The following is a 22,399-nucleotide window of genomic DNA, read 5'->3' as shown; positions in this document are numbered from 1 at the left end:
CCAGGGGGAGGTGGCTGGCACTTGCCAGACGGAGGGGGAGGAACGCGTAACCGACGTTCCCCGCCCTCCCCCTCCGTCGCTTCGCGCCACCTCCCCCTGGCGGGGGAGGATCAGGAGCCTACCCGAACATCCGCTTCATCGACCGTTCGAGCATCACGAACTGCCACAGGGTCCGGCCATGCTCGACCCGGCCCAAGCGGTGTTCGTCGGCGATCCGGGCGATCGTCGCCATGTCGAACCAGCCCGTTTCGCCAAGCGTGCGCGACTTCGCCAGTGCCGACGCCTCCCCCGCCAGCGCCTCGCGGAACCACGCGCTGATCGGCGTCACGAAGCCCATCTTCTGGCGATAGAGGATCTCACGCGGCAGATACGGCTCCATCGCCTTCTTCATCAGCCATTTGCCCTCACCGTGGCGCAACCGCATGGCCGCCGGCAGCGTCGCGCAGAACTCGATCAGGTGGTGATCGAGCAACGGTTCGCGCGCTTCGAGCCCGACCGCCATGCTGGTCCGGTCGACCTTGGTGAGGATGTCGCCAGGCAGCCAATGCTTGATGTCGGCATATTGCGCGCGGTCGATCGCGTCGCGCGCCGGCGCGTTCGCCATCGTCGCGACGTAGCGATCCTCGGCGCGGTACCCACCAAGCGTGGCACGGGCACCGGCTGTGAAGAGGTGCGCGCGCAACTCGGGCGTGGTGACGCCGACCGACCGCGCATACGCCTCGCCGCCACCCTGCGCGAGCGCGAGCAACGTCGATTTCGCGCGCAGCGGACGCGGCGCCCAGTCGGCCTTCGGATACCAGCGGCCAAGCGTCCCGAACACGTCAGCGCGCAGATGCGCCGGGAGCAGGCCGCGGACGCGCTCCTCGACGGACTGGAACTTGTAGCGACGATAGCCGGCGAGTGCCTCGTCCGCGCCATCGCCCGACAGTGCGACGGTGACGCTTTCGCGGGCCAGCGCACAAACCTGGTACGTCGCCAGCGCGGAGGCGTCGGCGAAGGGTTCGTCGAAGCTCGCGACCAGCGTGTCGATCAGCGAGACGTCGCCCGACTGGACCACGCGCTCGCGGTGATCGGTGGCGAAACGACGCGCGACGGTGGTGGCGAAGCTGCGCTCGTCATGGCCCGCTTCGTCGAACCCGATCGTGCAGGTGCGGACCGCCTTGGGGCTCGCTTCAGCCATCAGCGCGACCACCGCCGAGCTGTCTACCCCGCCCGAGAGAAACGCGCCGAGCGGCACGTCGGCGACCATCCGCGACCGCACGCCCGCCCGCATCCGGTCGACCAGCTCCTCGCCGAGCGCCTTGGCGGAGCCGGTCGCGCGGTTGGAGAAATCGATGTCCCACCATTTGCGCGGTTGCGGCACTGCGCGGCCGCGCTCGACCAGCAGGAAATGGCCCGCCGCCAGCTTCTTCACGCCCGCGACGATACAGGAATCATCGGGGACGTAGCCCAGCGCCAGGTAGTCCTCGACAGCGCTCAGATCGGGTACGCGCCGGAGCTGCGGGTGCGCGAGCAGGCCCTTCAGCTCGGAGGCGAAGGCGAGCGAGCCGTCGGCAAGCTCGACATAATATAGCGGCTTCACGCCCATCCGGTCGCGCGCGAGGAACAGCGTGTGCGCGGCGGAATCGTGGATCCCGAACGCGAACATGCCGTTCAGCCGGTCGAGCATCGACGGCCCCCAGGCGCGCCAGGCGTGGAGCAACACTTCGGTGTCGCCGACCGTCCGGAAGATCGCGCCCTTGGCGATCAGCTCGTCGCGCAGTTCGGCGAAATTATAGACTTCGCCGTTATAGGTGATTGTCAGCGCGCCGTCCGACATCGGCTGCGGCGACCCTTCGAGGTCGATGATCGACAGCCGGCGATGGCCGAGACCGACGCCGGGTGCGGTCCAGATGCCGTCGCCGTCGGGCCCGCGATGCGCCAGCGCGGCGATCATCGCCTGGACGCGGTTGGGGTCGATCGGCTTGGGCGTACCCGGGTGGAAGATCCCGGCGATGCCGCACATCTAGCGCATCCCCGCGGCGCGATCGGCGACGATACCGATCGGACCCAACGCGGTGAGGAAGCGCGCGATCGGTCGCGGATCGGCGCCCTCGACCGACAGGTGGATCGCCACCGCGCGTTGCGGACCGCCGAGCAGCCGCGTCTTCATCGTCTCGATCTTCACCAGCGTCTCGTCCTGCGTGGTCGTGTCGCCGACCCGGTACCACGTCGCGACGATCCGCTCTACGGGGCCCGGCGCGGTGATCCGCATCGTCGAACCGCGTGCCCCCACGCTATCAGAAATATCGGGCAAGTTGGCGACGCGGACCCAGCGATCCTCCTGCCGCAGGACGCCGGTGCCGAACGCGATCAGTTCCTTGCCCTCATGCTGGTTGCCGAACACGGCGATGCTCATGTCGACGGTCGCGCTCGATACGTCGGCATAGCGGCCGAACAGATAATGGTCCGCGCCCGGGTAATAGGGCGTCCAGGGCGCGCGCGTGCTGACCGGAACGCGGTGCCAGCCGGGGATATCGGGCAGGTCGATATGCGCGGGGAGCGGCTGCGCACGACCGGCAATGGCAGCGCTCCAGCTCGGGAAGATCGCGACCGTCGCAAGCACGAGCGCGGTTGCAACCCGTAGCTCGGTGCGGTGGCGGGGGCTCGCCTGGAGCATCGCCGGATCGAACGCAGGATCGTCGGGCGCACGGTCGAACCAGCGCCAGCCGATCGCGAGCACGCCCGCCATCACGAGCGCGAAGAACACCCAGCCATAGACGATATGATCGAACCCGGTGGCCGCTTCGACCGAGGTCAGGTCGGCGGCCCAGATCGTCCCGAACGCGCGGAAGCCGTTGGCGATGATCGGCACGACCACCGACACCGCGAGGAAGACCGCACGGCGTTTCCACGACAGGAAGCATAGATTGGCGACCAGCACGCCGAACGCGACCATCGCGATGACGAATTTCGCGCCCGAACACGCCTCCGCGACCTCGAAATAATAGCGGCCGGCATGGATCAGCACGCCGTCGACCACCGCTGGGACCCCGACGAGGTGGAGCAGCGGCATGACGATCGCGACGGTGACGGTCTGGAGCGGCGGTTCGAGACCTTCGCCGAACGGGACGAGGAAAAAGGCGTAGGCGAGCGGAAACAGCAGGCCACGCGTGACACTGGGCCCGAGGATCGTGACCACCGCGCCTTGCAGCATCATGACCAACCCAAGCTGGCGTGCGAAACCGACCGAGGCGGCGTCGCCCATCAGCCAGCCGAACCCGCCGATCGTGATCAGCCCGAGGCCAGGCCACCACCCCGTCGGCGTGAGCTGCGCGAGTTCCGCACGGCGTTGCCAGACGAGCCACGCGATCACCGGGCCGATGAACAGGCAATGCCCGAAGGTCGTGCTGTTCCACCAGATCTGCACGACATCGCGCACGTCGCTGCGGAACGTCAGCAGGATCAGGACGAATGCGACCGCCAGCGCGATGCCGTGGCGCCGCCAGGCGGTCATGCGATCAGGCCGAGCAGCGAGTCGAGCGGCGCAAGACGGGCGTCCCAGCCGTAACGCCGGAGGACCTGCGCGCGAGCATCGGCGCCGAGCTTGGCGGCGCTGTCCGGCGCGTCGAGCAGTGCGATCACCTGATCGGCGAAGTGCCGCGCGGTACCGGCAACCCGGAGGGTGTCGGCGTGGTCGATGCCTTCCGCCGCGGCCGTAGAGGCGACGACGGGACGCGCCATCGCCATCGCCTCGAGCACCTTGTTCTGGATGCCGCGCGCGAGCTTGAGCGGCGCGACGCACACGTCCGCGGCGGCGAGCCAGCCGCGGACGTCGTCGACCGCGCCGGTGACGGTGACGTGGTTGCCGGCGAGCGCCTGCACCGCGGGCGTGGGGGCGCGGCCGACGATTGCAAAGTGCGCGGGGCGCTGGCGACGGATCAGGGGGAGGATGTCGCGCGCGAACCAGGTGACGGCGTCGATATTGGGGCGATAGTCCATCTGGCCGGTGAAGACGATGAGAGGAAAGTCATTGGCCTCGCTCATTCCATCCCCCCCGGCGAAGGCCGGGGTCCAATTGGGGGACGTCGATGGTCGAGGTCTGCGCGCCGTTACCGCGACCTCTCCAATTGGGCCCCGGCCTTCGCCGGGAGGGTGATCGATTGCGAGGTTGAGGTCGTTCGCAGCAGGATCGAACTTTACGGAGTCGATGCCGTTCTCGACCGCGAGCACGCGCCCCTTCGCGCCGCCGCCAGCGAACAGCGCCGCTTCGGCTTCACTCACGAACAGGCAGGCCGAGACGCGGGCGGCCACGGCACGCTCGAAATCCCCCAGCAACCGAGCTTCGCGACGCATCATCCAGCGCATCGGGCCGCGCATGTCCTCCGCGAAACCCGCGAACTTGGCGGAGTCCATGTCGACGAAATCCATGACCACCGGGGGGCCGTCATCGGACAGATACTGCGCCATCTGCCCTGAGAAACAATAGACACCGCCGACCTGCGGCAGAATGCGATCGACAGCGGCCTGCATCGCCGGGCTAGCGAACGCGGTCAGCGATACGGGCTTGCCGCTGGCGAGCGCTTCGATCGCAGCGCGCTTTTGCGATTTGCTGCGGGGCAGGATCGTGCAGGTCGCGAGCATATCCGTTAACACCGCGGGAGGATCGAAGTCCGCCTCATCGTCCGCGAACGCCACCAGATGGACCGGCGTACGCTTCGCCAGATACTGGAGAATGTGGAAGCTGCGGATCTTGTCGCCGCGGTCAGGCGGGAACGGAACGCGGTGCGCGAGGAAGAGCAGGCTCACCCCAGCCCTCGGGAAATCCACGGTCCTGCGGCGGTCGCGACCCAGAGCGGGAGGCGTTTCCACGTCTTCACCATCAAGGCGTATTTGGGGTTCAGCGGATTGACCTCGCGCGCCGGCCCGTCGCTGCGCTTGGCGTAGAGCCGCGGTTCGGGCGTGAAGCCCCAATTCTTCTTGAACGCGGCTGCGCCGGTGCCGGTCTTCGAACGCCCGAAGTCGAACCGCGTGCAACCCTTCGCCCGCGCATGCGCCATCAAGGCGAAATACATCCGGTCGTTGGCGCGAAGCCCACGTGCCGCGTCTGTCCCGCCACCCCAATAGGGGTAGACGGTCCCATCGAAATACAGGCTGAGAACGCTGGCGACTGCCCTGCCCTCATGCCGGACGGTAAGAACATCCGCATCCATCATGCTGGCAACGCTGCGGAAAAGCTTGGCCGGAAATACCGGGGTGCCGAGATTTCGGACCGACTCCGCATAGACCCGGTAATGCTCGGCGAGCAGTTTCCGGTCGTTGCCGGTGACGATCTCGAAGTCGAATCCGAGCGACCGACGGACTTCCGCACGCTGTTTGCGCGGGATCGCAAGCAGTTCGGCCTCGTCGTCCACGGCCAGATCGCGCGCGAAGCCAAGATAGCTGGTGTCGTCGCTTGCCCAACCCTGCGGTGCAGGGCCGCCGCGCAGCTCGACGGAGGGGCAACCGGTCCGCAGCGCAAGGTTCCATGCGCCCGCAGCCAGCGGTTCGATCGACGCTCCCAAAATGCCGCCATCGACGCCGAACCCGGTCGACACCAGCGCACGTCCGAACAGCGGGGAGCGCATCTCGGTGAGCGGCAGCGCGCCGATGATCGCCCCGCCGGCATCTTCGGATACCAGATAGCGCGCGCGCTGGCCGCAGCCGTCCTGCACGGCACGGCTCCATTCGGGCAGGTGAAAGGGTGTGGCCCCCTCGGTCGCCGCAACGAAGGCGGCGATCCGCGCGCACTCGGCCGGATCGCGAAGGTCCGCTTCGCGCACGCCGACGGGCATCGGCGCGGTCACGCCAGCCGGGCCGCTTCGCGCGCGACGACCGCATCGACGCGGCCCCATTCGTGGCGACCGAGCAACCCGCGCAACTTGCCCGCCATCGCGCCGAGCCGCGAATAATGCCGGATCTTCGAGCGCATCGGTGCCGCATCGACCCGCGGTTGCGCCGGATCGATCTCCCACGGGTGGAAGTAGAACATCGCCGGGCGATCCTCGCGGTTGACCTGACGGACCGCGAAGTCGGTGATCGCCGCGGGCAGCAGGCGGAAGAACCCGCCGCCGGTGGCAAGCTTGCGCTCGCCGAACTTGGCGACCGTCACGGGGACTTCGATCAGCGCGCTGTCGGTGAGCGGCTTGAAGCCATAGCGAGGCGCATCGAGCCAGCCGTAATGATCGTGCTTCACCGGCGCGACGCTGGAGGAATAGGTGTAGCCCGCCTCCGCGAGCTCGACATGCGCCCAAGGCGTCCGCTGGTCGATCGAGAAGCTCGGCGCACGGTAGCCCGTGACCTTGGCCCCCGCCGCGTCCTCGATCGCGGTGCGCGCACGGACCAGATCGGCGCGAAACACGTCCGGCGTCATCGTGAAGACACGCTGGTGATCCCAGCCGTGGCTGGCGATCTCATGCCCGGCATCGACGATCCGGCGGATCAGCGCGGGATAGCGATGCGCGACCCAGCCAAGCGTGAAGAACGTCGCCTTCGTGTCGCGCTCGGCGAAGAGCGCAAGGACAGCGTCGGTGTTCGCCTCCACACGCGGCTGGAGCGAGTCCCAGTCGGCCTTGTCGATGACCTTCTCGAACGCGCCGACCTGGAACCAGTCCTCAACATCGACGGACATACCATTGAGAACAGGCACTTCAGGCAGCATCGTGCCAAGCGGAGACACCGCGGATCGGTGCATATTCGGGCTTAGCATCCTCGCTCTCGACCCAGTCGACCAGCAGCGTCAGCACGCGGCGCAAGGCCTCGTCCTGCAACTCCACCCGCGCCTCCAGCGCGGCGATGCGTTCTTCGGTCGCGGAATTCGTACGCGGCGGCTCGACGACCGCGGCTGGCTGGGCGAGCGTCTCGACCGAAGCAGTCGCGCCCTTTCCCGTGTCCGTCGCCAGCGTCGGCAGGTCGCCCTCAAGGTCGCGCTGCACCGACCGCACGACGGCGGCATCGATCACCCGCAGATCCTCGATAGCGGCGTGGAGCATCACGCGCCCGGCGAGCAGGTTAAGGCGACGCGGTACGCCCGCCGAACCGGCGTAGAAGGCCGCGAACGCATCGTCTGCGAAATCCGGGTTGCCGGTCCAGCCAACCACCGTCAGGCGGTGCGCGAGATACTCGGAGACCTCATGCTCCTCCATCGGATCGAGATGGTGGATCGCGATGACGCGCTGGCGAAGCTGTTCGAGCCGATCCAGGCCGTGCAGGCGATCGCGGAACTCGGGCTGGCCGAGCAGGACGATCTGCAACAGCGCATGGCCGCCCGCCTGGAAGTTCGACAGCATCCGCAGTTCTTCGAGCGCGGACACGGGCAACGCCTGCGCCTCGTCGACGATCAGCAGCGTGCGCTTGCCGGTCCGCGCCACGGCGTGCAGCCCGCGCTCGATGGCGGTCAGCAGTTCGGCCTTGGTCAGCCCCGACGGATCGACGTGCAATTCGGTCGCGACGATCCGCAGCAGGTCGTCCGCTTCGATCGCGGTCGACACTAGCTTGATCGCGTTAAGCCGCTGGTGGTCGATCGTGTCCATCAGGTGACCGATCAGCGTCGTCTTGCCCGCGCCGATATCGCCGGTGATGACGATAAAGCCCTCGCCCTGCGCCAGCCCGTAGCCGAGATACGCCATCGCCTTGCGATGCGTCGCGGTCTCGAACCAGAATTTGGGGTCCGGAGTGAGCTGGAACGGCCGCGCCGTCAGTCCATAATGTTCGTCGTACATCTGCTCTCGCCTTCAGAACTGATATCGCGCGCCGATCAGCGCCTGCGCCGACCAGTCGCTGTCGAGGTCACCGACCTTGAAGCTGTAAAGTCCGAGCGACGCGGTCGTACCGAGCCGTCCGAAATTGTGGTAATACGTTCCGGTCGCACCATACGACCAGACGCCGTCGTCGCCCGATACGTCCGCTGCCGCGATGTTGGGCACGCCGGGATCGTAGTAGTTGACGAATAGATCTGCATTAACGCCCGAGACCTGCGTCAGGGTGCGCGCGTAGAACAGCTGGCCGTAATAGCTCTGGTCCTCGAGACCGGTGACGACCAGGCCCGGTGCGACGTTCGGCGAATACAGCTTGCGGTTGGCATAGCCGGCCCCTGCTCCCCAGGTCGATCGACCGCGGGTCGCGACGATCACGCCATCGATCCCGCGGGCGCGGTAGCTAGCGGTCGAGATCGACTGGAACACGTCGTCGAGGCAGGCGCCGGGCTGCGCGCCGCTGGAGCCGAACACGCAGCCGTTGAATTGCTGGCCGAACCCTTGCTGGTTGCCGGTCAGGAAGCTGGTCGGCAGATTACCGATGCCGGTACGGAGCTGGCGACCGAAGGTCTGGACGCCGTCATACACGTTGACCGCGAGACCGACCGACCGGGAGGCCTGGTAGGTCGCCGTGCCGGTGTAGCTGAGCGAGCCATAGCGCTTGCCAACATGGCCCTCGACCGAGGTGCGACGATTGGGCCGCCAGATCACGCCGGCATCGTAATACAGCCCGTCGGTCCGGTAGGCGATACGCCGCGGCGACGCGTCGTTGGTGACGAAGCGGCCATCGCGATCGAGCACCGGCACCCCCGTCGCATCGACGACCGCGTCCTTCTGACTGGTCTCGATCTTCTCGTAGCCGACACCGGCGGTCAGCGCGACATAGGGCGACACCGGCTGGAGGATGTCACCGCGGCCGTAATAGCCCTCGTAGCGCTGCTTGAGTTGGCTGGCGGTCTCGCGATCGTACGCGCCGCTGAGCGTGACGCCGAATGGCGCGACCAGACCTGGCGCGACCGATGCGCGCGCGGTCGCGGTATTGCCGATCGAATCGTCGTAATAATCGAGCCGCCGCCCGCCGATGGTCGTGTCGCCGAAGGTGGGCGTCTCAACCTTGGTATAGCCCAAGCGGTAGTTCGCGTCGAAAACGACCGGACCGGCGGTGGTGGTGAAGCTGGGGCCGGCATAGACCGCATAGACCTGGCTGACATTGTCGACGTTGCCGACCAGCACGCCCGGCGCGGCACCGCGGATGTCCGAGCGGGCGCGCGTTGCGATTCCAGCGGCTTCGAGAGTCAGGTTGCGTGTCACGCGGGCGTCGACGCGGGCAAGCCCCGAGTGGACGTCGTCGTCGCCGAGCCGGTCGCCCCAGCCGAACCGGCGTTCATACCGATAGCTCAACTGCCCCGTGACGCGCTGCGTCTGGATCGCGGCATCCACGCCCGCGGCGAGGCTGGTATAGGTCACCACATCGCCGCCGTTGAGGTCGGCGGCGAGCGTCTGGCTGGCCTCGACATACGGGTTGATGGTGACGCGGCGCGCCGTATCCGACCCGGATGACCGAAGTGTGGGCGGCGGCGGCGCGTCCGCCTGTGCGATCACCGGCGTAGCGCCGGCTCCCATGCCCGCCATCACGACCGTGGCCGCCACACCGGCCAGCACGCCTGCGCGCACCGTCAGTCTTTTCATCGACCCGGTCATCACGCGCTCTCCTGGCCATAATAGCTGCCGAACCGCGCTCCGCCCTGGACGAACGAAACGGCATTCAGGACGAGCTGGATATGCTCGCACCCGTCGAGGATGTTGACCGCGGCGCGCAGTTCGCTTTCCGGCGTGCGATCGGCGCGGACGACGAGCATCACCTGGCCGACGCGCATCGCCAGCACCGACGCCGCCGACGCGGCGAGTGCGGGCGGGGAATCGATGATGATGATGCGACGGGGGTTGGCGGCGAGAAGCCGCGCGATCACCGCCCTGGTCCGCGCGCTGGCGAGCAGTTCGGTATCCATCGCGGTCTTGGTGCCGGCGGGAAGGATCGCCAGATGCGGCACGTCGGTGTGGATCACCAGATCCTCGACGTCGATCCGCGAATCGCTCAGAGCATCCAGCAGCCCAGGGCCGTCGCTCATACCGAGCCGGTTGACGATATCGGGCTTTGCGACGTCGGCATCGACGAGCAGGACTTCGGTATCGCGCTCGGCGGCGATCGAGAGTGCCAGGTTGATCGCGCAGAACGTCTTGCCGTCCTCGGGACGCGCCGAGCAGACCAGGATCATCCGCGCCTTGTCCGGGCTGTCGCTCTCGGCGATGCGCGCGCTGGCGATCAGCAACTGGCGCTTGATCAGGCGGAACTCCTCGGCGAGCGGGCCGACCGGTGCGCCGGGCACGATCATGCCATTGCCGGCGAGCATCCCGCGATCGATGCGCGCGGTATCGTCCGAATCCTCGGGGTAATAAACTTCGTCGGTGAATTCGTCGCCGACCGGCGCGCGCAGTTCCTCCGGGATCGCAAGCAACGTCACGTCGGTAAACTCATGCGCAGGCGCCGTCACATGGGCGACAAACGCGGTGTCAGCAGCGGGCTCGACCGCGACGGCGCGAGCCAGGGCAACCGGCGGCGCGCGAACCGGCGCTTCATCAACGGGAGCCTCGGGCAGCACGCCGCCGCGTGCCCTGGCATGCGCGCTGAAATCATACACCTTGGCTGCGCGCTCGAGCAGCGAGGGTTCGCGATCAGGTTTCGTCACGGCCATTCCCCCTTATGCCGCCAGCCCGCGCTGAAGGATCTCGACCCCCAGCAACAGGACATAGGCGGTGCCCAGCGCGGCAGTGCCGCCCAGGAACAGCTTGAACTTGCGACGCCGCTGGTTCGACTGGACGCGCGTCACGACTTCGCCGATCGACCCGATCACCGGCATCCCCGCCGCCTTTTCGAGCCGCGCGCTGGTCGAGAACGTCGTCCGCAGCTGCCCCATCGCGAACGCCGCACCGATCCCGCCGGCGAGTCCGACGATCAGCACACCGGTCAGTAGCAGTATTCGGTTAGGCGCGCTCGGCGTACTCGGCATCGTCGGCGGATCGATCACGCTGAACTTGACGTGATCGCTCTGCGACTGCGCCTGACCGACCAGCGCGGTCTGTTCGCGCTGCCGCAGCAACGTGTCATACTGGTCCTTGAGCACCTGATAATCGCGGTCGATCGAGCCCTGCTCGGCAGCGACCTCGGGATCGCCGCTCAGCTTCGAGTTGAGCAGGTCGAGATCGCCCTGCAACTGGCTTCGCCGGATCCGCAGCGATGCCACCGTCGCGGTACGGTCCGCGACCATCGACTGAAGCGATGCGTAAAGCGGGTTCTGCGCACTACCGGCGCCGCTGCCCCCGGCAAGCGGTTCGCTACGCGCCGCCGCCGTCGCCGCCGCAAGCTGACTCTTCAGCGCGACCACATCGGGATGGTTCTCGGTATAGCCGCGCGCACGGGCATCGGCGAGCTGGCCCTGGATCGCCTGGAGCCGCGCACGCGCCGGTCCCGCAGCCCCCACGACACCGGCGGACCCGGCGACGGTGGCCGGCGTTCCCGCCATCTGCCCCTGTACCGCGGCGAGGCTGGACTGCGCGGCGGCAAGATCGCCATCGACTTGCGCCATCTGCGAGCGCGCCGCGCCGATCCGGTCGCTGACCGATCCGGTGCCCGGCAGCGCGCCGAGATACCGGTTCTGGAAATCGGCACGCTTGGCCTCGGCATCCGCGAGCTGTTTCTGCCGCGATGCGAGCTGCTGATCGAGGAAGGTCAGGCTCTGCGTCGTCTTCGAACGGTCGCCCGCAAGGTTCTGCTCGACGAACAGGTCGATCAGCTTCTGCGTGATCTGGCGCGCCAGCTTCGGGCTCGCCGCGCTGGTCGTGATCTGGAACAGGTTATCCTGCTGCGACACGATCTTGATGTTCGGTGCCAGCGCGGCGACGCGGTCGGCGACGTCGCGGTCGCTCGATACGGTGTTCGCCAGATCGGTGCCGCGCACAACCTTTTCGAGGTTCACCGCGGAAATCAGCGTCGTGCGGATCGTATCGACGGTCATCGGTACGCTCTGCGGCACGCCGTCCATCCCGGCGGGCAGCACCGTTTGCATCTGCACGAACACGCGCGCAGTCGATTCGTAGCGGCTTGGAATCTGCGAGACGACCAGCCAGCCGAGCACGCACACGCCCCACGCCACCGCCAGCGCCAGCCAGCGCCGCGTCCAGATCGCATGCAGTGCTATGCGCACCTCGTCGTAGATCCCGTTCATCCAGCGAGCCTCAGAACATCGATTCGGGGATGATGATCACATCGCCCGGTTCGAGCCGAACGTTGGCCGACGAATCGCCCTTCTTGAGGAGATTGCCGATCTGCAGGCCATATTCGGTCTGCTTACCGGTGGTCCGGTCGTAGCGGACCAGCCGCGCCTTGTTGCCGGCGGCGTATTGGCTGAGCCCGCCGACCGCGATCATCGCGTCGAGCAGCGTCATGTTGGCGCGGTAGGAGATCGACGCGGGCTTCTCGGTCGCGCCGACGATGCGCACCTGCTGGCTGTACGTCCCGCTGAAATTCTCGACGATCACCGAGACGATCGGATCCTTGATATAGGATGCGAGCGCCTTCTTGATGTCGTCGCTTAGCATCGCCGGGGTCTTGCCGACCGCAGGCAGGTCGTTGATCAACGGCGTGGTGATCCGGCCGTCGGGGCGCACCTGCACCTTCGACGACAGCTCAGGATTGCGCCAGACGAAGATATTGAGCTGATCGAGCGGCCCGATGACGTATTCCTCGCCCGGCAGCTCCTGGTTCGCGACATAGGCGGCCGGCGGCAGTTCGGGACGGCTGCCGGTGGTCGCGCACGCCGATAGCGTCGCGCCGGTCAGGCCGAGGGTCAGCAGGGATTTCGATACGGGTCCGGAACGCATGGGCACTTATTCTCCTGGCGCCATACCAGCCGTCGGTTGCCCGGCGGTCGGCTAAACTCAGCCTCGGCTATGCAAGGAACAGGTGAAGATAGCGTTAGGAGCGCCCCGTAACCATGCTCCCGACCGGCAATGGCCCCAGATCGGGACGCAGGACCGGCAGGCTATGGAGCAGTAACGATCTCGATCGCCGGTGGATGCCCGAGAAACGCACTCGGGCTGGCGCTGGCGCCATAGGCACCGGCCATGAAGATCGCGATCAGATCGCCGACCTCTACCGTCGGCAGCGCGATCTTGTCGCCGAGGCGGTCGAGCGGGGTGCAGAGCGGGCCGACGACGGAGACGGTGTCCGTCGCGTTCCCGCCCATCCGTGCAGCGACCGCGATCGGGTAGTTGCGGCGGACAACGGTACCGAAATTGCCGCTGGCGGCGAGCTGGTGGTTGAGCCCGCCATCGACGATGACGAAGGTTTCGCCCTGGCTTTGCTTTATGTCGATGACGCGGGTGAGATAGACGCCGGCTTCGGCGACGAGCCAACGCCCGAGTTCGATTGCGAACCTTGTATCTGTCAGGATCGCCGGACGCGACGCGAGCGCGTCCGCCAGTGCGGCGCCCACACCCTCGATATCCAGCGCCACATCGCCAGCGAAATACGGCACGCCGAACCCGCCGCCGAGGTTGACGAGCGGCGGCGCGGCGCCGGTCTCGTCCGCCAACCGCGCGGCGAGCGCGATCGTCGCAGCCTGCGTCTCGATGATCGCACCGGGATCGAGCGCTTGGCTGCCGGCGTAGATGTGAAAGCCGCGCCAGTCGGCGCCGGTATCGACGATTGCCTTCACTAGGGCCGCGGCGCGTACCGCATCGACCCCGAACGGCGACGCCCGTCCACCCATGCGCATGCCCGAGCCGCGAAGTTCGATATCGGGATTCACCCGCACCGCCATGCGTGGCGCAACACCGAGCCGGTCGCCGATCGCGAACGCCCGCGCGGCTTCGCCTTCCGATTCGACGTTGAGCGTGGCGCCAGCGGTGATCGCGGCCGTGAGTTCGTCATCACGCTTGCCCGGCCCGGCAAAGCTGATCGACGCGGCAGGTTTGACGATCAGCGCCTTGGCGAGTTCGCCCGACGAGGCGACGTCGAGCCCGTCGACCAGCGGCGCGATCGCGGTCAGCAGGTCGGCATGCGGATTGGCCTTGATCGCATAATGCAGATCGATCGCCGGCATCGCTGCCCTGAAGCGTGCAATGCGCGCGGCGACGATCGCCAGGTCGTAGACGAACAGCGGCGTGTCGCCGGCCTGCGCAGCCCAGTCGTCGGCGGACCGGCCGGCAATGAGCAACGCGCCAGACTGCACGGCAAACTCGGGAGGCAGAGCACCCATCGGTTTCATGACGCGCGTCCTTCCGTGTTCCCCGGCGAAGGCGTTGGCCCAGACTGCTCCTCTGCCTTCGCGGTGGAAGATCCCTTTATCTCGGTAGCAATGGCAGACCTGTCCAGCTTCCCATTGGCATTCCGCGGCAATTCGTCCCGCCACAGATATTCACCCGGCTGCATGAAGCTCGGCAAGGCTGTCCGCAATCTGGCCCGCAATGCGGCTTCGTCGCCCGCGTCTCCAGCCAGCATCACCACGATCGCCTGCCCCAATCGCGCGTCCGGCACGCCGACCGCGACCGCCTCCCGCGCTTCGCCCCCCGCCAGCACAGCTTCCTCGACCTCGAGCGGACTGATCCGGTTCCCCGCGCTCTTGATCATCTCGTCGTCGCGCCCGACGAACCGCAGCAAACCGTCCTCGCCCTCGACAACGGTATCCCCCGACCACACCGCCATGCCATTGCCGTCAGGCGCCGGCCGAAAGCGCTGCGCGGTGCGCTCCGCGTCCTGCCAATAGCCTTGCGCCACCAGCGGCCCGGCATGCACGAGTTCTCCCGCCTCACCCGGCGCGGCGCGCGTGCCGTCGGGTTTTACCACCGAAACCTCGGCGAACGGGATCGCTCGCCCCATCGCGTCGGGGTGCGTATCGATCAGCGCCGGGTCGAGATAGGTCGACCGGAACGCCTCGGTCAGTCCGTACATCGCGTACACCTTCGCCGCCGGGAACCGCTCGCGCAGGACTCGCACGAGTCGTGGCGTCAGTGCGCCACCGGAGTTGGTCAGGCGCTGCAGCCGAGCGGCGGTTTCCATCGGCCACTCCGCTTCCAGCAACTGGACCCACAGAGGCGGCACGCCCGCCAAAGTCGTCGCCCCGACCCGCTCGACCGCCTTCACCACGTCGCGTGCGACGAGGTAGTCGAGCGGCGCTACCGACGCGCCTGCCGCCCATGTGGAGAACAGCTGGTTCTGACCGTAGTCGAACGACAAGGGGAGTACGCCGAGTACGCGGTCTTCCGGCTCCAGCTTTAGATAGTGCGCGACGGAGATCGCGCCGAGCCACAGGTTTGCGTGGCTTAGCATCACGCCTTTCGGCCGGCCGGTGGAGCCGGACGTGTAGAGGATCGCGGCCAGGGTATCGGGGTCGGCGTCGGAGGGACCCATCATTCCGTTCCCCCGCGGAGGCGGAGGGCCAGGAATCACGGGCGTCGCGCTCTGCAATCCTGGGCCCCCGTGTTCGCGAGGGAACGAGAGTAGCTCCGTCTCGTCTACGATCGCGCAGCCATCCGGTACGTCGCCATCGTTTAGCGTCCCGGCCCGCACGCTTTGGGTCACCAGTAGGCGAGCGCCGCTATCCCCCAGGATATGCGCGACTTGCGCTCGCCGGAGCAGTGGGTTGACCGGCACATGCACCAGCCCTGCCCGCGCCGCCGCGAGCGGCATCAGGCAGGCGATGCGCGTCTTTGGCAACCACGTCGCTACCCTGTCCCCCGCTGACAGCCCCTGACTCGCCAGCCACCCCGCCAATGCACCGACCCCCGCCTCAAGCTCGGCAAACGTCATCGCCCCCGCCTTGTCGACCAGCGCGACGGCATCCGGCGCACCACGCAGGGCGATGTGGTCGATAGGGTACGGCTTGGGGTCGAGCGCGATCATGCGCCCCTAATAGCGCCAAGCCCCGTTAGCGCGAACCCGTTGCCGAATTCACCCCCACACGCTAGCGGGACCGGGTTCCTAACCGTTCAGGCGATGCTCGTGATCTTCGAAGGCACTTCCCAAGTCGAAACGACGGTACGCGCCGTCCTCGCCGATATTCTCGGTCTCAGCGCCGACCGCGTCGCCGCGTTCACCGCCGACACACCGCTGTTCGGCGCGCTGCCAGAACTCGATTCGATGGCGGTGGCGAGTGTGCTGACCGAACTCGAAGACCGCCTCGGGATCCTGATCGAGGACGACGAGATCGACGGCGAGATGCTCGAGACGTTCGGCGCGCTCGTCCAGTTTGCCGCCAGCAAGGCACTGGTCTAGCCTTAACGGGGGGTTTAGCCTCACCCGGGATGACCGCCCTGCGCTTCGATACCTATGACTGGAGCAGCGGCCGCGAAGCGATGCTGCGGTTTGGCCCCAACGCCGGCCCGATCGTCATCGCCGCCCTTCCGCTGTTCGAGGAGGCGAACCGCACCCGGCAGTTCCTCGTCACGATTTTACGTGAACTTGCGGATCATGGGATCGGCAGCGTGCTCCCCGATCTCCCCGGCACCGGCGAGAGCATCGTCGTCACCGGCGAAGCCCGCCTCCGCGACCAGCGGACAGCCTATACCGAGCTTACTCAAGAACTTGGCCGAAACACCTACGGCATCTCGATAAGAAGCGGCGCGCTTTTCGATACCGACGCGGCCCTCGCCGGACGATGGCAGCTATCCGCGCAAACCGGCGAAGATCTGTTGCGCGAGTTGGATCGCACGCGAGCGACGTCCCGGTCCGCTCCCGCCAACGAAACCGAGTATGCGGGCAACACGCTGTCCCGCGAAATGCTGGCCGACCTCCACGCCGCCAAATCCTATGCTGGAGCGGGCCCCCTGCGCATTGTCAGGCTCGAATCCGACCCGCGCGATGCAGACGTAAAATATGCGGCATCGCCGCTTTGGCGCCGGTCAGAGCCCAACAATGATACTGCACTATCTCAGATACTTGCCGACGACATATCACACTGGATTGCATCGTGCGAAAGCTGATCGCGTTCGCTTGCGAAGGCGAAAGCCTTGCCGCGACGCTGGACGAGGCAGACGGGTCTACAGGATTGCTCATCGTGTCCGGCGGCAGTGAAATCCGTAGCGGTGCACATCGCGGGATGGCGATGCTGGCGCATCGACTGGCCGCCGCTGGCATACCCGTGTTCCGTTACGACCGCCGCGGCGTGGGAGACTCGACGGGCGAAAATAAGGGCTTCCTGAGCGCCGAACCTGACCTGATCGCAGCCGCCGCCGCGTTCCGCCGCGCGGCACCCAGGGTCACCCGATTGGTCGGCTTCGGCAATTGCGACGCGGCCAGCACGCTCGCGCTGTTCGGACGATCGGCGGGAATCGACCGGATCATCGTGGCCAACCCCTGGGTCGTGCAACCGATCGACGACCTCCCCCCCGCCGCCGCAATCCGGGCCCGCTATCACAGCGCGCTACGCGACCCCGCAACCTGGGGACGCGCGCTGAAAGGGAAGGTCAGCTTTACCAAGCTTCTCAGAGGCTTGAAAAGGGTTGTGACCGCCAAGGCTGAAGAGCGTACTTCACTAACGACCAACGTCTTGGCCGCACTTGACGGCTGGCAAGACGCCGCCGCCATCGTACTTGCGACTGGCGACGCGACCGCGATTGCCTTTGCCGCACGGTATCGCGGTGGCGCGAAAGTGAAGCGGTTCGACACGGCGTCACATAGTTTTGCCGGGGCGGAGAACGCCGCAGCGCTCCACGCCGCGATCGCCGACGTGATCGATCAGGAGTAGCTGCTCTGGTCCTGATGAACGCAGGACCAGAGCCATAACCGCTATCGTTTGGAAACCTGGATCCTGATTTTCGTCAGGATGACGATGACGATGACGATGACGAAGGACGCGGGCGTTATTCCGCGGCTTCGGCCAGCTCCGCAAACTCGGCCGCCGCCAGGAAGCGCTCGGCATCCAGCGCCGCCATGCAGCCCGTCCCCGCCGCCGTCACCGCCTGCCGATACACCTTGTCCGCCACGTCCCCGCACGCGAACACGCCCTCGACGCTGGTCCGCGTCGAACCGGTCTCGACCGAAATGTACCCGTCCGGATCGAGGTCGATATGGCCCCGGAACAGCTCGGTCGCCGGGTGATGCCCGATCGCCACGAACCCGCCATCAACCGCGAGCCGCGAGCGCTCGCCGGTCACCGTGTCCTCGAGCTCAAGCGCGACCAGACCCGCATTGCCGCCGCCGTCGACGAACTCGCGAACCTCCTTGTTCCAGAGCACCGTCACGCCCTTGTGCGCGAACAGGCGTTCCTGGAGGATCTTCTCCGAACGCAGCGAATCGCGGCGGTGGATCAGCGTCACGTCGGGCGAATGGTTGGTGAGGTACAGCGCCTCCTCGACCGCCGTGTTGCCGCCGCCGATGACGGCGACCTTCTTGCCGCGGTAGAAAAACCCGTCGCACGTCGCGCAGGCGCTGACGCCCTTGCCCTTCATCGGCTCCTCACTGTCGATGCCAAGCCACTTCGCCTGCGCACCGGTCGCGATCACCAGCGTATCGCCCTCATACACGTCGCCGCTGTCGCCGATCAGGCGGAACGGGCGGCTGGTCAGGTCGACCTGCACGATGGTGTCCCACATCATCCGCGTGCCGACATGCTCGGCCTGCGCCTGCATCTGCTCCATCAGCCACGGACCCTGGATCACGTCCTTGAAGCCGGGATAGTTCTCGACGTCGGTGGTCGTGGTCAACTGGCCACCGGGCTGGATGCCCTGCACGACGATCGGCGCCATCCCGGCACGCGCGCCATAGATCGCGGCGGAGAGCCCGGCGGGGCCCGAGCCGAGGATAAGCATGCGGGTCGTGTGCGTCGTCATCGGAGTTCCTTGGAGATTCGAGACTGCATCTAGGGGATGCGCGGGCGGATTTGAACCGCCGGTAAATCTGTGTCGCCTGCATCGAAAGCTTTGCCACTGCGTTGGACGATAAAAGCGGAGATGAGCATGAGCGACGACCGGACCGTAGAGATCGAGGATTACACCGCACCAGCAGGCGGCTGGGGCTCGATGAAGTCGCTCGTCGAAATTTCCGCGCGCGAGAAGGTCGGCCCGGAAGTGATCCGTGAACTGGCCCGCCAGAACAAGCCGGATGGCTTTGCGTGCGTGAGCTGCGCGTGGGGCAAGCCCGCGCATCCGCATGTCGCGGAGTTCTGCGAGAATGGCGCGAAGGCGACGGCGTGGGAGCTGACCTCGTTCCGGGTGACGCCTGCGTTCTTCGATGAGCATACGGTCAGCGAACTGATCGGCTGGAAGGATTACGATCTCGAACAGGCCGGGCGGCTTACGCACCCGCTCAAATATGATGCCGCGACCGACAAGTATGCGGCTTGTAGCTGGGACGAGGCGTTCGCGGGCATTGGCGCCAAGCTGAAGACCTATGATCCGACCAAGGTCATCTTCTACGCGTCGGGCCGCGCCAGCCTCGAGACGTCGTACATGTATAGCCTGCTCGCGCGAATGTATGGCAGCCAGAACCTGCCCGACAGCTCGAACATGTGCCACGAGACGACCTCGGTCGGGCTGAAGTCGGCGATTGGTTCGGCGGTCGGCACGATCCACCTGTCGGACTATGAGAAGTGCGACGCGATCTTCTATTTCGGGCAAAATCCCGGAACGAACAGCCCGCGGTTCCTGCATCCTTTGCGCGATTGTGCGAAGCGCGGCGTCGAGATCGTGGTGTTCAATCCGCTCAAGGAGCGCGGGCTGGAAAAATTCCAGGATCCGCAGAACCCGATCGAAATGGTGTCGGGCAAATCGACGCCGATCGCCTCGCAATATCATCAGTTGAAGACCGGCGGTGACGTCGGCGCGATCATGGGGATGTGCAAATATCTGATCGAAGCTGACGACAACGCCAAGCGGATCAACGGCCTGCCCGTGCTCGATCATGCGTTCCTTGCCGAGCACACGACCGGGTTCGAGGCGTTCGCTGAGGTCGCGCGCGCGACCGAGTGGGCGACGATCGAGCATGAGAGCGGCTTGCCCCGTACCGAGATCGAGGCGGCGGCGAAGGTTTATGCGAAGTCGAAGGCGGTGATCGCTGTGTACGGCATGGGGCTGACCCAGCATGTCGGCGGGATCGACAACGTGCACATGCTCGTCAATCTGATGCTGCTGCGTGGGAATATCGGCAAGCCCGGCGCGGGCATGGGGCCGGTCCGTGGTCACTCGAACGTACAGGGCCAGCGGACCGTGGGCATCACCGAGAAGCCCGAACTCGCGCCGCTCGACAAGCTTGCCGAGCAATACGGCTTCGAGCCGCCGCGCGAGAAGGGTTGGGATACGGTAGAGGCGTGCGAAGCGGTGCTCGATGGCAGCGCGCAGGCGTTCGTCGGTCTGGGCGGCAATTTCGTGCGCGCGATCCCCGATCATGCGCGGATGGAGCCGAAGTGGCGCGCGCTGGACCTGACGGTGCATATCGCCACCAAGCTCAATCGCTCGCACCTGCTGCCTGGCGAGACGTCGTATCTGCTCCCCTGCCTGGGCCGGATCGAGACCGACATGCAGGGCACCGGGCCGCAGAGCGTGTCGATCGAGGATTCGTTCAGCCAGATCTACGGCTCGAAGGGCAAGGCAACGCCTGCCGCCGAGACGCTGCTGTCCGAACCGGCGATCGTCGCGGGTATCGCGAAGGCGACGCTGGCGCCCAATCCGAAGCTCGATTGGGATGCGTGGGTGCGCGATTATGCGCGCGTTCGCGATGCGATCGAGGTGACGTATCCGGACCTGTTCAAGAACTTCAACGACCAGATGTTCACGCCCGGTGGCTTCTGGAAGGGCGTGCCCGCGGCGCACCGCGAGTGGAAGACGAAGAGCGGCAAGGCGGAGATCAACGTGCCGCAGGCGCTGAACGTCACCGGGTTCGAGGAGGCGGAGGGCCGCTTCCGGCTGATGACGCTGCGGTCGAACGACCAGTTCAACACGACCGTATACGGCTATCACGACCGTTTCCGCGGCGTGAAGGGTACGCGCGACATTGTGTTCATGAACCGCAGCGACATGATCCGGATGGGGATCACCGATGGCGACGACGTCGATCTGGTCGGTGACGCAGGCGACAATTCGGACCGTCGCCTGAACAAGCTGCGCGTGGTCGAATACGCGATCCCCCAGGGCTGCCTCGGCGCGTACTATCCCGAGTGCAATTTGCTCATACCGGTTGCTCACCATGCCCGCGAAAGCCATGTTCCGGCAGCAAAATCGGTGCCGGTTCGGATCGAGAAGACGCGCTGACCGAGCAGCGCATTCTAGGCGTCGTACTGGCGGGCGGACGGTCGTCTCGCTTCGGGTCCGACAAGGCGATGGCGGTGTTGGACGGGCGTGCGTTGGCAGAGCATGCGCGCGCCCTGCTTGCGCCTCACGTCGAGGCCGCGGTGATTGCGGGGCGCGATGGGGCGGTCCCTGACTTGCCGAGGGCGGAGATTGGGCCATTGGGGGGCATCGCGGGCGCGCTCGATTACGCAGCGTCGCGGGGCTTCACGTCGGTGCTGACGATCGCGTGCGACATGCCATGGTTGCCAGACGGGTTGCTTACGGCGCTATCCCGTCGTGCCTCCACCTACTGCCCCGACGCTCCGGTGCTCGGGCATTGGGAGACGGGTCTGCTCGGCAATTTGCTGACCCATATCGAGACCGTGCCGCGGCGCTCGGTGCGCGGTTGGGCGGAGGCGATCGGGGCTATCCCGATCCCGGCGGGCGCGCCTATCCCGAACGTCAACACGCCGCAGGACCTTGATACCTTATGACCACGTCGCGCAACGAGGCGATCAAGATCCTGCGGCCTGATTCGATTACCGTGGGCGAGCGCGCCATCGCGATCGAAGTGCCCGTCGCGATCGAGATCGACGGGCTTGGTTATGCGGTGATGATGATGACGCCCGCCGACCTGACCGAATTCACGACCGGCTTCCTGTTGACCGAGCGGCTCGCCGACAGCGCCGACGACGTGCGCGACATCGATATCTTCGAGGCGGAGGCAGGCTGGATCGTCCGTGTCGGGCTTTCCGATCGCTGCAAAGGCCGCATCCACGACCGCGTCCGCCACCGGACCAGCGACACGAGTTGCGGGCTGTGCGGGATCTCCGGGCTCGAACAGCTCCGCAAACCGGTCCCGCGGACGCCGCCGAAGCCCGACACGCCTGTCGAGGCCCTGTTCGCCGCGCTGGGTGGCCTGCGCGCTCACCAGCCTCTCAACGCGGCTACAGGCGCGATCCATGCCGCCGCCGCCTGCGACCGCGAGGGTCGGATCGTTGCGGCGTATGAAGACGTCGGCCGTCACAATGCGCTCGACAAGCTCGTCGGCGGCATCGCGATCAGCGGGCAATCGATCGACGGCTTCATCCTCGTCACGTCGCGGATCAGTTTCGAGATGGTCGACAAGGCGCTGATCGCCGGTGCGCCGATGCTGGTGGGGATCTCCGCCCCGACCAGCCTTGCGATCGATCATGCTCGCGAGCACGGCCTGACGCTGCTGGCGCTTGCCCGCAGCGACGCGATCCTGGTGGTCAACGATCCGTGGAACGTCTTCGCCTAGCTGCGGATGGTACAGCCAGGCGAAG

At 66.6% G+C, this 22,399-nt stretch carries 19 protein-coding genes; 6 read left to right on the top strand and 13 right to left on the bottom strand.

The window, feature by feature from the left end; genetic code table 11:
• Positions 1–118 precede the first annotated feature (118 nt).
• The 12 genes from O6W96_RS01280 to O6W96_RS01225 all read right to left on the bottom strand — a co-directional run bounded on the left by O6W96_RS01280 (position 119) and on the right by O6W96_RS01225 (position 15,732).
• On the bottom strand, positions 119–2,005 hold the full coding sequence (locus tag O6W96_RS01280) for an XrtA/PEP-CTERM system amidotransferase (protein WP_353467884.1): 1,887 nt from the start codon (positions 2,003–2,005) through the stop codon (positions 119–121).
• Positions 2,006–3,496: an exosortase A gene (xrtA, locus tag O6W96_RS01275; RefSeq protein WP_353467883.1), complete on the bottom strand. Its 1,491-nt coding sequence runs from the start codon at positions 3,494–3,496 to the stop codon at positions 2,006–2,008.
• Positions 3,493–4,788 carry a glycosyltransferase gene (locus O6W96_RS01270; RefSeq protein WP_353467882.1) on the bottom strand — a complete coding sequence of 432 codons (1,296 nt, stop codon included), beginning with the start codon at positions 4,786–4,788 and terminating at the stop codon, positions 3,493–3,495. Before O6W96_RS01270 ends, xrtA begins: the two co-directional genes overlap by 4 nt.
• Complete coding sequence (locus tag O6W96_RS01265; protein WP_435372177.1) at positions 4,785–5,813, bottom strand: FemAB family XrtA/PEP-CTERM system-associated protein; 1,029 nt, start codon at positions 5,811–5,813, stop codon at positions 4,785–4,787. The genes O6W96_RS01270 and O6W96_RS01265 overlap by 4 nt, the downstream gene beginning before the upstream one ends.
• An 8-nt stretch (positions 5,814–5,821) precedes the next feature.
• Entirely contained in the window at positions 5,822–6,649 is an 828-nt protein-coding gene (locus O6W96_RS01260; RefSeq protein WP_353467880.1) for an XrtA system polysaccharide deacetylase, read from the bottom strand.
• Positions 6,650–6,668: 19 nt separating this feature from the next.
• A complete protein-coding gene (locus tag O6W96_RS01255) occupies positions 6,669–7,739 on the bottom strand; it encodes an ExeA family protein (protein WP_353467879.1) in 1,071 nt (356 codons plus the stop codon).
• A 12-nt stretch (positions 7,740–7,751) separates the two neighbouring features.
• On the bottom strand, positions 7,752–9,473 hold the full coding sequence (locus tag O6W96_RS01250) for a hypothetical protein (protein WP_353467878.1): 1,722 nt from the start codon (positions 9,471–9,473) through the stop codon (positions 7,752–7,754).
• The gene (locus tag O6W96_RS01245) at positions 9,473–10,525 is read right to left on the bottom strand and encodes an AAA family ATPase (protein WP_353467876.1); all 1,053 of its coding nucleotides are present in this window, start codon (positions 10,523–10,525) and stop codon (positions 9,473–9,475) included. Before O6W96_RS01245 ends, O6W96_RS01250 begins: the two co-directional genes overlap by 1 nt.
• Before the next feature lie 6 nt (positions 10,526–10,531).
• The gene (locus O6W96_RS01240; RefSeq protein ID WP_353467875.1) at positions 10,532–12,055 is read right to left on the bottom strand and encodes an XrtA system polysaccharide chain length determinant; all 1,524 of its coding nucleotides are present in this window, start codon (positions 12,053–12,055) and stop codon (positions 10,532–10,534) included.
• A gap of 10 nt (positions 12,056–12,065) precedes the next feature.
• Positions 12,066–12,710, bottom strand: coding sequence for an XrtA/PEP-CTERM system exopolysaccharide export protein (locus tag O6W96_RS01235; protein ID WP_353467874.1), 645 nt, complete (start codon positions 12,708–12,710; stop codon positions 12,066–12,068).
• A 161-nt stretch (positions 12,711–12,871) separates the two neighbouring features.
• Positions 12,872–14,098, bottom strand: coding sequence for a pyridoxal-dependent decarboxylase, exosortase A system-associated (locus tag O6W96_RS01230; RefSeq protein ID WP_353467873.1), 1,227 nt, complete (start codon positions 14,096–14,098; stop codon positions 12,872–12,874).
• Positions 14,095–15,732: an acyl-CoA ligase (AMP-forming), exosortase A system-associated gene (locus tag O6W96_RS01225; protein ID WP_353467872.1), complete on the bottom strand. Its 1,638-nt coding sequence runs from the start codon at positions 15,730–15,732 to the stop codon at positions 14,095–14,097. Before O6W96_RS01225 ends, O6W96_RS01230 begins: the two co-directional genes overlap by 4 nt.
• A gap of 93 nt (positions 15,733–15,825) precedes the next feature.
• Between O6W96_RS01225 and O6W96_RS01220 the strand changes: the two genes are divergently transcribed.
• From O6W96_RS01220 to O6W96_RS01210, 3 genes are read left to right on the top strand one after another with little or no spacing between them, the layout of a single operon-like run.
• Positions 15,826–16,104, top strand: coding sequence for an acyl carrier protein (locus O6W96_RS01220; RefSeq protein ID WP_093397165.1), 279 nt, complete (start codon positions 15,826–15,828; stop codon positions 16,102–16,104).
• Positions 16,105–16,133: 29 nt separating this feature from the next.
• A complete protein-coding gene (locus O6W96_RS01215) occupies positions 16,134–16,811 on the top strand; it encodes a hypothetical protein (protein ID WP_353467871.1) in 678 nt (225 codons plus the stop codon).
• A complete protein-coding gene (locus O6W96_RS01210) occupies positions 16,799–17,575 on the top strand; it encodes a hydrolase 1, exosortase A system-associated (protein ID WP_353467870.1) in 777 nt (258 codons plus the stop codon). The genes O6W96_RS01215 and O6W96_RS01210 overlap by 13 nt, the downstream gene beginning before the upstream one ends.
• A gap of 115 nt (positions 17,576–17,690) precedes the next feature.
• Here the strand turns inward: O6W96_RS01210 and trxB are convergent, their stop codons facing one another.
• Positions 17,691–18,659 carry a thioredoxin-disulfide reductase gene (gene trxB, locus O6W96_RS01205; RefSeq protein WP_353467869.1) on the bottom strand — a complete coding sequence of 323 codons (969 nt, stop codon included), beginning with the start codon at positions 18,657–18,659 and terminating at the stop codon, positions 17,691–17,693.
• Positions 18,660–18,785: 126 nt separating this feature from the next.
• On the opposite strand from trxB, the gene O6W96_RS01200 reads away from it, so the two are divergent.
• The 3 genes from O6W96_RS01200 to fdhD are packed head-to-tail and all read left to right on the top strand — an operon-like array spanning position 18,786 to position 22,374.
• Positions 18,786–21,074, top strand: coding sequence for an FdhF/YdeP family oxidoreductase (locus O6W96_RS01200; protein ID WP_353467868.1), 2,289 nt, complete (start codon positions 18,786–18,788; stop codon positions 21,072–21,074).
• Positions 21,041–21,586 (top strand): molybdenum cofactor guanylyltransferase, encoded by a 546-nt coding sequence (gene mobA / locus O6W96_RS01195; protein ID WP_435372176.1) that lies wholly within the window; start codon positions 21,041–21,043, stop codon positions 21,584–21,586. The genes O6W96_RS01200 and mobA overlap by 34 nt, the downstream gene beginning before the upstream one ends.
• Positions 21,583–22,374 carry a formate dehydrogenase accessory sulfurtransferase FdhD gene (gene fdhD, locus O6W96_RS01190; RefSeq protein WP_353467866.1) on the top strand — a complete coding sequence of 264 codons (792 nt, stop codon included), beginning with the start codon at positions 21,583–21,585 and terminating at the stop codon, positions 22,372–22,374. The genes mobA and fdhD overlap by 4 nt, the downstream gene beginning before the upstream one ends.
• The last annotated feature ends 25 nt before the right edge of the window (positions 22,375–22,399 follow it).

Source organism: Sphingomonas faeni (assembly GCF_040407495.1).
GTDB classification, from domain to species: Bacteria; Pseudomonadota; Alphaproteobacteria; order Sphingomonadales; family Sphingomonadaceae; genus Sphingomonas; species Sphingomonas faeni_D.
Note: the sequence above shows the minus strand (reverse complement) of the source record. Positions and strands in the feature narration are given on the sequence as shown.

Bases quoted from the DNA above. Each gene is read 5' to 3' on its own strand.
- O6W96_RS01250 (WP_353467878.1), bottom strand. From the start codon at position 9,473: ATGACCGGGTCGATGAAAAGACTGACGGTGCGCGCAGGCGTGCTGGCC.
- O6W96_RS01245 (WP_353467876.1), bottom strand. From the start codon at position 10,525: ATGGCCGTGACGAAACCTGATCGCGAACCCTCGCTGCTCGAGCGCGCA.
- O6W96_RS01235 (WP_353467874.1), bottom strand. From the start codon at position 12,710: ATGCGTTCCGGACCCGTATCGAAATCCCTGCTGACCCTCGGCCTGACC.
- O6W96_RS01240 (WP_353467875.1), bottom strand. From the start codon at position 12,055: ATGAACGGGATCTACGACGAGGTGCGCATAGCACTGCATGCGATCTGG.
- O6W96_RS01260 (WP_353467880.1), bottom strand. From the start codon at position 6,649: ATGTCCGTCGATGTTGAGGACTGGTTCCAGGTCGGCGCGTTCGAGAAG.
- O6W96_RS01230 (WP_353467873.1), bottom strand. From the start codon at position 14,098: ATGAAACCGATGGGTGCTCTGCCTCCCGAGTTTGCCGTGCAGTCTGGC.
- O6W96_RS01220 (WP_093397165.1), top strand. From the start codon at position 15,826: ATGCTCGTGATCTTCGAAGGCACTTCCCAAGTCGAAACGACGGTACGC.
- O6W96_RS01215 (WP_353467871.1), top strand. From the start codon at position 16,134: ATGACCGCCCTGCGCTTCGATACCTATGACTGGAGCAGCGGCCGCGAA.
- trxB (WP_353467869.1), bottom strand. From the start codon at position 18,659: ATGACGACGCACACGACCCGCATGCTTATCCTCGGCTCGGGCCCCGCC.
- O6W96_RS01255 (WP_353467879.1), bottom strand. From the start codon at position 7,739: ATGTACGACGAACATTATGGACTGACGGCGCGGCCGTTCCAGCTCACT.
- O6W96_RS01200 (WP_353467868.1), top strand. From the start codon at position 18,786: ATGAGCGACGACCGGACCGTAGAGATCGAGGATTACACCGCACCAGCA.
- xrtA (WP_353467883.1), bottom strand. From the start codon at position 3,496: ATGACCGCCTGGCGGCGCCACGGCATCGCGCTGGCGGTCGCATTCGTC.
- O6W96_RS01280 (WP_353467884.1), bottom strand. From the start codon at position 2,005: ATGTGCGGCATCGCCGGGATCTTCCACCCGGGTACGCCCAAGCCGATC.
- fdhD (WP_353467866.1), top strand. From the start codon at position 21,583: ATGACCACGTCGCGCAACGAGGCGATCAAGATCCTGCGGCCTGATTCG.
- O6W96_RS01265 (WP_435372177.1), bottom strand. From the start codon at position 5,813: ATGCCCGTCGGCGTGCGCGAAGCGGACCTTCGCGATCCGGCCGAGTGC.
- O6W96_RS01225 (WP_353467872.1), bottom strand. From the start codon at position 15,732: ATGATCGCGCTCGACCCCAAGCCGTACCCTATCGACCACATCGCCCTG.